Origin of the sequence: Paenibacillus hubeiensis, from assembly GCF_032334105.1 — a bacterium.
Lineage (GTDB): Bacteria > Bacillota > Bacilli > Paenibacillales > Paenibacillaceae > Paenibacillus > Paenibacillus hubeiensis.
The window spans coordinates 738,805-746,873 of the sequence record NZ_JAVYAE020000003.1 but is presented as its reverse complement, the minus strand read 5'-3'; the positions used below and the strand labels follow the sequence as shown (position 1 = coordinate 746,873).

Annotated in this window: 6 protein-coding genes; 4 read left to right on the top strand and 2 right to left on the bottom strand. The window is 48.1% G+C overall.

Annotation, left to right across the window (positions count from 1 at the left end):
• The 4 genes from RSX24_RS13280 to RSX24_RS13265 all read left to right on the top strand — a co-directional run.
• Nucleotides 1-255 (top strand): RNA-guided endonuclease TnpB family protein (locus tag RSX24_RS13280; RefSeq protein ID WP_343260878.1); only part of this gene is annotated, 255 nt, incomplete at its 5' end.
• A 209-nt stretch (nucleotides 256-464) separates the two neighbouring features.
• The gene (locus tag RSX24_RS13275) at nucleotides 465-1,091 is read left to right on the top strand and encodes an SMI1/KNR4 family protein (protein WP_343260877.1); all 627 of its coding nucleotides are present in this window, start codon (nucleotides 465-467) and stop codon (nucleotides 1,089-1,091) included.
• A 444-nt stretch (nucleotides 1,092-1,535) separates the two neighbouring features.
• The gene (locus RSX24_RS13270; protein WP_343260876.1) at nucleotides 1,536-2,993 is read left to right on the top strand and encodes an Msr family ABC-F type ribosomal protection protein; all 1,458 of its coding nucleotides are present in this window, start codon (nucleotides 1,536-1,538) and stop codon (nucleotides 2,991-2,993) included.
• Nucleotides 2,994-3,230: 237 nt separating this feature from the next.
• The gene (locus RSX24_RS13265; protein ID WP_343260875.1) at nucleotides 3,231-5,501 is read left to right on the top strand and encodes a helix-turn-helix domain-containing protein; all 2,271 of its coding nucleotides are present in this window, start codon (nucleotides 3,231-3,233) and stop codon (nucleotides 5,499-5,501) included.
• A gap of 104 nt (nucleotides 5,502-5,605) precedes the next feature.
• On the opposite strand, the gene RSX24_RS13260 is transcribed toward RSX24_RS13265, so the two are convergent.
• Nucleotides 5,606-7,114 carry an extracellular solute-binding protein gene (locus tag RSX24_RS13260; RefSeq protein ID WP_236416766.1) on the bottom strand — a complete coding sequence of 503 codons (1,509 nt, stop codon included), beginning with the start codon at nucleotides 7,112-7,114 and terminating at the stop codon, nucleotides 5,606-5,608.
• Nucleotides 7,115-7,168: 54 nt separating this feature from the next.
• Entirely contained in the window at nucleotides 7,169-8,050 is an 882-nt protein-coding gene (locus RSX24_RS13255) for a carbohydrate ABC transporter permease (protein ID WP_343260874.1), read from the bottom strand.
• Between the last annotated feature and the right edge of the window lie 19 nt (nucleotides 8,051-8,069).

The window sequence follows — 8,069 nt, the reverse complement described above, 5'->3', positions numbered from 1 at the left end:
AAGCTGGCCAAATCGATCGCCGATGCGTCCTGGAGTGAGTTCAGAAGGCAGCTCACGTATAAAGCGGAATGGTACGGGCGTACCCTCAAGATTGCGAATACGTTTGCACCGACAAGTCAAACCTGCCATGTATGCGGAGCGCTACACCGCGAGGTGAAAGATCTTTCGGTACGGCAATGGGTGTGTCCATCCTGCAAAACCCTCCATGATCGGGATGTTAATGCAGCCCGAAACATTAAGGATGTTGCCATATAGATCGTCATATCGCCCGAGAACTGTGGGGACCACAGGGATCGCTTGGTCCACTTCGAATCAATAGGTTCGATGACCCAAGAATCCCCCACTTCAAGTGAAGGCTAAAGTGGTGGGAGTGTTCAATTGGAAAACATGATATCATTCAGAAGAACGCTTCAAGGTTGAATCATCTGGCAACTGGACTATTTTACATAAAGGGAGCTATTCTAATGAAGGAATACTTACAAAACATCGAACAGTGGTTAAGTGCGAATGCAGACAAGATTATTGAAAGTTCGTTGCAACCTCCGGCAAGCGAGCTTCAACTGTTAGAATTGGAAGCTGAACTAGGGAAAGCTTTGCCGAACGACTTTAAGCAGCTTTATTTGTGGAAGAATGGATTAACGGACGATGAAAATCTAGGCAGCTTATTTTATGGAATGGACTTTTATCCATTAGATCGGGTTAGGCAAGAATTTTACAGAAGAAGGGAATCTGACGGGAACTCCAATTTTGAACTGTTGACCGTCGACAAGGAGATTGATCCTTCCAACATGTATAATTCCGATTGGCTGCAGCTGGGCTTTGACGGATCGCACACCGGGTTGTTTCTGGATTTAGCACCCTCGATAGATGGACAATATGGACAGGTTATATTCATTGATGATGAATACCGCGTGGGGATTCTGGTAGCATCTACGATTAGAGAACTGGTAGCCCACTTCTCAAATGACCTCGTGAATGGATTATATCGTTTGGATGACGACGCATTGGATGAAGAGAATCATTACTTGGTGCCCGATGGGAAAATCAGCCTTGTGAACTGGAAAAATAGCGAAAGATGGGCTCGTTCATGAACGGCTTTTGACTTTTTTTCGTTGGAAAAATATAATATAGGTATTATTTCAATTGACATACGGAAGGAGCATAGACCGAAAATGACACATGCGATGAGACTGCGTTCCCTGACTTTGACCCGCTAATTAAATATGGTCAAGGCTCTGTTCGTTTGATCGGATCAGAGTAAACGGGATCAGTCTGTCCTTTTTCGGAAATGCTCATTTTAAATATAAGGGATAACGATGTCTTATTCCCGTTTACGTTGAATCGCAGGCGATGGCTTGCGATTTTTTGCGTTTTTTATCCATGCAGCGTTAAAAGCTCAAAACAAGTCCAAGGACAGGAGGCACGTAAATGTTCAAAATGATGTTGTTGTTCTATTGATACGGGTCGGCACGAATCGGCTCGTATCGATACAGCGCTATCGATACGAAATATCAAACATTTCGGAGGTAGCGAAGATGGAAAAAATGTGTTTTGAATTGGAACAAGTGGAGATTTCCTTTCAGGATAGAGTGTTACTGAATATTGAACGCTTGGCCGTGCATCAGTTTGACCGGATCGGGATCGTGGGGAGAAATGGCCAAGGCAAGAGCACGCTGCTTAAATTGCTTGCAGGACGGCTCATGCCAACAGCGGGCAGGGTAAAGCGTTATGTGGACTTTGGATACTTGGAGCAGATGGCCGCACCTGAAGATAAAAGTGAGATGAAGATTGATGCCAAATTGCTTTCGAGGCTGGCGATCCCGTCCCATTCTGGTTTAAGCGGTGGCGAAGAAACGCGGTTGAAGTTGGGGAATTTGCTGGCGCATTACCATGAGGCTTTACTGATCGATGAGCCCACCACGCATCTGGATCGTGACGGCATTGCTTTTATGCTGGATGAGCTGCGGTTCTACTATGGTGCATTGATTCTCGTCAGCCATGATCGCGCGGTGCTCGATGAGCTCGTAACAACGATCTGGGAGGTCGAAGACGGCCAAGTGCATGTGTACACCGGAAACTATAGCGACTATAAAGCCCGGAAACAGCTGGAACATGAACAGCAAAATCAGGCATACGACCAATACGTGAAGGAAAAGAGGCGGCTCGAACGCGCTGCGCAGGACAAAATGGAGAAGGCAGCGAAAGTGACCCAGCCAGGCCGCACTTCAAAACGGGAAGCCAAGGCCAAGGCCAATCGCATGTTTGAGACAAAGTCAAAAGGAACAAGCCAAAAAGCGGTTCATCGCGCGGCCAAAGCCATCGAGCAGCGAATGGATCGGCTGCAGGAGGTTCACAAAGTTCAGGATCGCCAGCCCCTTGTCTTTCGTCAATCCGCTGCGCTGAAGCTGCATAACCGTTTTCCGATCATGGCAGATCGTTTGACCCTTTCGGTGGAGGGTAAAATGCTGCTACACAATGCAAGCTTCCAGATTCCTTTGGGGAGCAAAGTAGCCATTACGGGCGCAAACGGCAGCGGCAAGAGCACACTGCTTAACCATATCGCCAAGGGAGGGCAAGGAATTATGTTGTCCCCCAAAGCCCGGATCGGGTATTTTCGGCAAATGAGTTATCGTTTTACGGCCGATGAAGGTATCCGGGCATTTTTGCACAAACGGACTACGGCCGAGGAAAAACAAATCAGATCCGTGCTGCATGCGATGCGATTCAGTCATGCGGACCTGCAGCGCAGCGTGATGACCCTGAGCGGAGGTGAAGCGATCCGGCTTCAGCTGTGCCGGCTCTTTCTGGAGGAGTATAATATTTTACTGTTGGACGAACCGACGAATTTCCTGGATGTAGACGCCCTCGAGGCATTGGAGAACTTCGTGAAAGCTTATGAAGGAACGCTGATCTATGTAACGCACGATCAAGCGTTTGTACGCCATACCGCTGATATGGTTCTCCACATGGAGCAGGGCAGGTTAAGGCAGTAGGAACGAATAAGCTTCATCAACGCTTGTCAGACATGGAAGCCGCCAGCGTGAGTGCTGTCGGCTTTTTATGGCGATGTTCGCTGGAGGGTCCCTCCATCGTTCATGAAACATCGGCTGCGTCTGTCCGGAACCCGTATGTTTCTGTATGGAATCCGCAACGATTGGGATAAAATGGTTGACTCGATCCTGTGAATTAACTAATGTAGGGTTATCGCGTTGGAACATAGAGGAGGCGCAATGAAGCTAAGGTCCCTTTCTTTCTTATGGAAACTGTTATTGTTCTCGATTGTAATAGGCACGCTGCCCGTGATTGTGCTGGGCGCTTTTTCATATTACAATTCTTCGCAAACCGTGCAAGAAAAGGTGAATGAGGGCAACAAACTGTTGTTGCGGCAAATGCAAACAGGCGTCGAGCAGATGCTCCGGACGGTGGATAACTCGGCAACGCAGTTTTTGCAATCCCCGGTGGTTAATCAGGTGTTTGCGAAGCCCATTACCAATCAGGATTTTGAAATGGTTCATGAACTGTACAAAGGCATTGCCACGATTCAAACCTATGAGCTGGGCATCCGGGAAATTTATTTGTATAGTCTGGATCATCATTGGATGGTGACGAGCACCGGCGTGAATGAATATGCATCTCCGGGCTTTGGACCACAGCTCGAATCTTTCTCCCGTGAGCAGCCAGGTTCTTTTTGGAGTATGGTGCGATCCAATGATGCGGTGGATTCCGCGGGAGCCGTGTTTTTTGTAAAAAAGGTACCGTTTAATGCAGCGAATCCGAAAGGCATCATTGGCGTTGAACTGTCCCCGGACGTCATCCAAAGAAGGATGGCTGTTCGGAACGGTAATTTGGGAAACGCTTTCATATTGGATCAAAGCTTTCATCCGATCACGGTAGGAAATAGGGACATGGTACCCGCAAATGGCAGCGACGAATCCTATTTGCAGCAGCTTCAGGAAACGAAGTCGGCCGCAGGGCAGTATGTTTCCAAGCTGGAAGGCAAGGCGGTAACCGTCACTTATCGCAAATCGTCCTACAATGGCTGGATTTACGTGTCTGTTGCATCGAACGAACAGATCAATGAACAGAACCGGATTATCGGATGGATTACCTTGCTCGTCTGTTTGGCTATTTTGGTGCTGACTCTGGTCCTTGCCTGGTTTGGTTCCAGACGGATGTACCGTCCGATTCGTTCCATTCACGCAGCCCTTGCGGCCATTGGTACTGCGCGAGAGCGGGAGGAGCCTCTCGGGGAGCTGCAGGTGATCGGAGAACGCGTGAATGATTTAATACGCAACCAATCACATATGATGAACGAGCTTCAAGGGCAGCAGATACAGCTTAAAGAATTTTTCATGCATAAGCTGTTGGCTGGAGAGATTGGTCATGCAGACTTTGAAGAAAAATTGGGTTGGTACGGAATCGGCCAGGCGTGGCCGTGCATGAGTTTGCTCGCGATTCAGATCGATACGTTGCAGGATACCCGTTATGAAGAGGCAAATCGGGATTTGCTTATGTTTGCCATCAATAACATGGTTGGTGAACTGGTACCGCAGGCGAACCGATTGGAGCCGGTTGTTATAACGGACATGCAAGTCACTTTGCTGGGTTCAAGCAAAACAGGCCAAGAATTGAAGGAAGAACTGTTCATATTGGCGACGGAAATTCAAAGGACAGTCTCCAAGTATTTAGGGATTAAAGTGAGCATCGGAATAAGTCGACCGTTCGGTTCGTTTGCACGAACTCGGGAAGCATTGCATGAATCTGAGACGGCGCTTAAATTCAGCGTAGGACTTGGACAGGAATCGATTTTGTTCATTGAGGATGTGCAGACGAAGACCCATGATGTGGGCATGTTCCCTCAAGACAAGGAACAAGCTTTATTTGATGCCATGCGGTCAGGCAACATCGTGCAGGCAGAGATCGAATTGAAACAATTCATTATGGAGCTTTTTCCGTCAAATACGTCATTCCAGGATTACCACTTGTCTTTGCTGCGTTTGTTGGTCGATATTCTCCGTTTCGGTCATGAACTGTCCATCTCGGCGGAAAGCACAACGGAAGACGAGTCTTCGCTGATTCAATCCGTATTCAAACTGCGTAATGTCAAAGAGATTGAGCATTGGTTCTGGTCAATGTTCGTTAAGCCCTATACATGTGAACTGGAGCGTCGTCGCGAAACGCAATTCAAACATATTTCAGAAGCCGTCATCGATATGATTCATCGTGAATATGACCATGATCTGACGCTGGAAAACTGCGCTGCCCGGATCAACTACCATCCTCATTACGTGAGCCGTGTGTTCCGTCAGGAGACAGGAATCAATTTTGGGGAATATTTGACGCAATATCGAATGGATATGGCTAAAAAGTGGTTAAAAGAGACCGACATGAAGATTTCGGAAATTGCAGAACGATTGCAGTACAACAACTCCGCTAACTTCATCCGTTCTTTTCGGAAAATTGTAGGGATGACACCTGGAAAGTTCAGGGGAGAGAGCTAGTGTGATCATCGTTGCCAGTAGAGTAGAAGAAAAAGCCCCATGGAATCGGTAATCTCCGATTGATGGGGCAGTTGCGTTTGTCTGGGATCTCGGTTTCCAATGATCTATTTGGTGGATTTGGCGTACTCCGCATTGATTTCTTCAATAATTTTGCTGCCACCGCCTTGCAGCCACTGATCGACTGCTTTTGACCAATCGGCCTCGCTGGCCGTGCCCATGATGAATTTGACGGTCGCGTCCTGAATGATTTTATTCAGTTCATTGCCGAGTTCGATGGCCGTATTCGAGATGAACGGTGCAGCAGGATTGGGTATGGCAAACGTCGCATTGTCCTTGAACAATTCCACGCTGCGCTTTTCCAGCTCGGTGCCGTAGTTTTCAACCTCGTTCTGCAAAATCATGAACTGGCTGCTGTCCGTCATTTCGGCCCGCAATTTCGGGTCGGGGTTCTGTACGTATTCCCCGTTTTCAATCGTAAACTGTTTGCCTTCGATCCCATATTTCAACAGGTTCTGAATGTCTTTTTCAGACACGCTGTCAAAGTAGGCAAGAATTTGTTTGAGTTCTTCCTCCGTTTTCACGCTTGTTTTCGGAATCATGTACATGCCCAAATAACCTGTTCCCGCTCGTGTAGCATCCCCATTTGGTCCGGCGATCCGGTTGATCAGCTGTATTTTAGCCTCGGGAGTCACTTTCTTGATATTGTCTTCAATATTTTTGCCGTCAACCATGTTGTCGATCCATAGCCCGGCTTTGCCTTTATACATCACGGATCGCCCGTCTTGAACAAGCGCAAAATCCTGGTTGATGAGTTTTTCATCATACAGTTTCTTATAGAACTTCAATGTTTCCAAATAGGCTTCGGTCATATGAGCGGGAATCAATTGGCCGTCTTTCAACTCCCATTCGTTGGGACCTCCGAGAAATACAAGCACATCCTTGAAGCCTGCGATATTGTTTCCCTGCATACCGACGGCAAGCCCGACTGTATCCTGGCGGCCGTTTTGATCCGGGTCCTCCGTGGCAAACGCTTTCAATACATCGTAAAGTTCATCCACGTTTGTCGGGGCATCCAATCCAAGGTGCTCAAGCCAATCTTGGCGAATCATTAACCCGAAGCGGGCGATATCCCGCTCACGGTAAAGGCCGTAAATTTTGTTGTCGATGGATGAATTGCTCAGTACGGTTTCGGACATCTTGCTCAAATTCGGGTAATCTTTCAAATAAGGTCCAAGCTCCCAGAACATGCCCGACCTGGCGGCATTCACGATAAAGGAGGCTTTGGGCTCCAAAGCTACGAAAGTTTTCGGAAGCTCGCCCGATGCCACGGTAGCGCTCAGTTTGTCCGTGTAGGACGAAGAGGGCACCCAAGATACGGTTAAATCGGTATTCGTTTTTTCCTCCAGTGTGGTGAGAATGGAACTGTTTGTGCTCATTTGCTCTGCACTATACGTAGGCAGCATCATCGTTAAGGCAAGTGGACCTGGGCTGCTTGAGCCCTGTTCTCCTTGGGTAGAAGCGGGTTCGTTTCCGCCGCAAGCGGTCACGGTCATAAGCATTGTTGCGATCAGAGCAGACGTAGCCAGCCGTGCTTTCCGATATCGTTTGTTCATCTTATTTCCCCCTACAACATAATGGTTGAATGAGCTGAATTCATTCGGGAGCGGTTAGCCTTTCACGGAGCCCAGCAAGACCCCTTTGGCAAAATGCTTTTGCAAAAACGGATACACCAGCAAAATCGGCAGCGTGGATACGACAATGACCGCCATCTTGATGGATTGTTCCGGCGGCGATACGTAATCCGACTCCATGGCCGCGGAATCCCCGATTCCGCCCGAAGCCAAAATGACGAACTGCCGCAACAAAACCTGTATGGGCCATTTGGCATTATCGTTGATATAGAGTACGGCGCTGAAATACGTGTTCCAGTGACCTACGGCGTAGAACAACGAGAAGGTCGCAATGGCAGGCATGGAGAGCGGGATCACGATCCGAAAGAACACGCCGAGATCGTTACATCCATCGATTTTGGCCGATTCCTCCAGGCTTTCGGGGAGCTGCTGGAAAAAGTTGCGGATAATGATCAGGTTAAATGCACTGATTGCTCCCGGAATGAGCAAAGACCAATACGTATCGATCATGCCCAGTTGTTTAACTACGAGGAACGTGGGAATCATGCCGCCGCTGAACAGCATCGTGAATACGACCAGCATCAGAATCGGTTTGCGAAAATCCATGTCTTTGCGCGCCAACGGATAGGCCATCAAGCAGGTAAAGAAGATGTTAATCAACGTGCCGAATGCCGTAATGTAAATGGTCACGAACAGGCTTTTGACAAGGGTAGGGGTAGAGAAGATGTACCTGTATGCATCCAGTGTAAACTCTGTTGGGAACAAAATGAAGCCGCGAAGCAGCAATTCCTTCTGTGTGGCGAAAGAACCGGCAACCACGTAAATGAAAGGAAGCACGGTTAACAAAGCAAATGCGGCCAATAACGCGATATTCAAACTGTCAAAAATGCGGCTTCCCAAGCTGGGTTTGATCATCATTCTTTCCATGCTCCTTTCC

Bases quoted from the DNA above. Each gene is read 5' to 3' on its own strand.
- RSX24_RS13270 (WP_343260876.1), top strand. From the start codon at position 1,536: ATGGAAAAAATGTGTTTTGAATTGGAACAAGTGGAGATTTCCTTTCAG.
- RSX24_RS13265 (WP_343260875.1), top strand. From the start codon at position 3,231: ATGAAGCTAAGGTCCCTTTCTTTCTTATGGAAACTGTTATTGTTCTCG.
- RSX24_RS13255 (WP_343260874.1), bottom strand. From the start codon at position 8,050: ATGATGATCAAACCCAGCTTGGGAAGCCGCATTTTTGACAGTTTGAAT.
- RSX24_RS13260 (WP_236416766.1), bottom strand. From the start codon at position 7,114: ATGAACAAACGATATCGGAAAGCACGGCTGGCTACGTCTGCTCTGATC.
- RSX24_RS13275 (WP_343260877.1), top strand. From the start codon at position 465: ATGAAGGAATACTTACAAAACATCGAACAGTGGTTAAGTGCGAATGCA.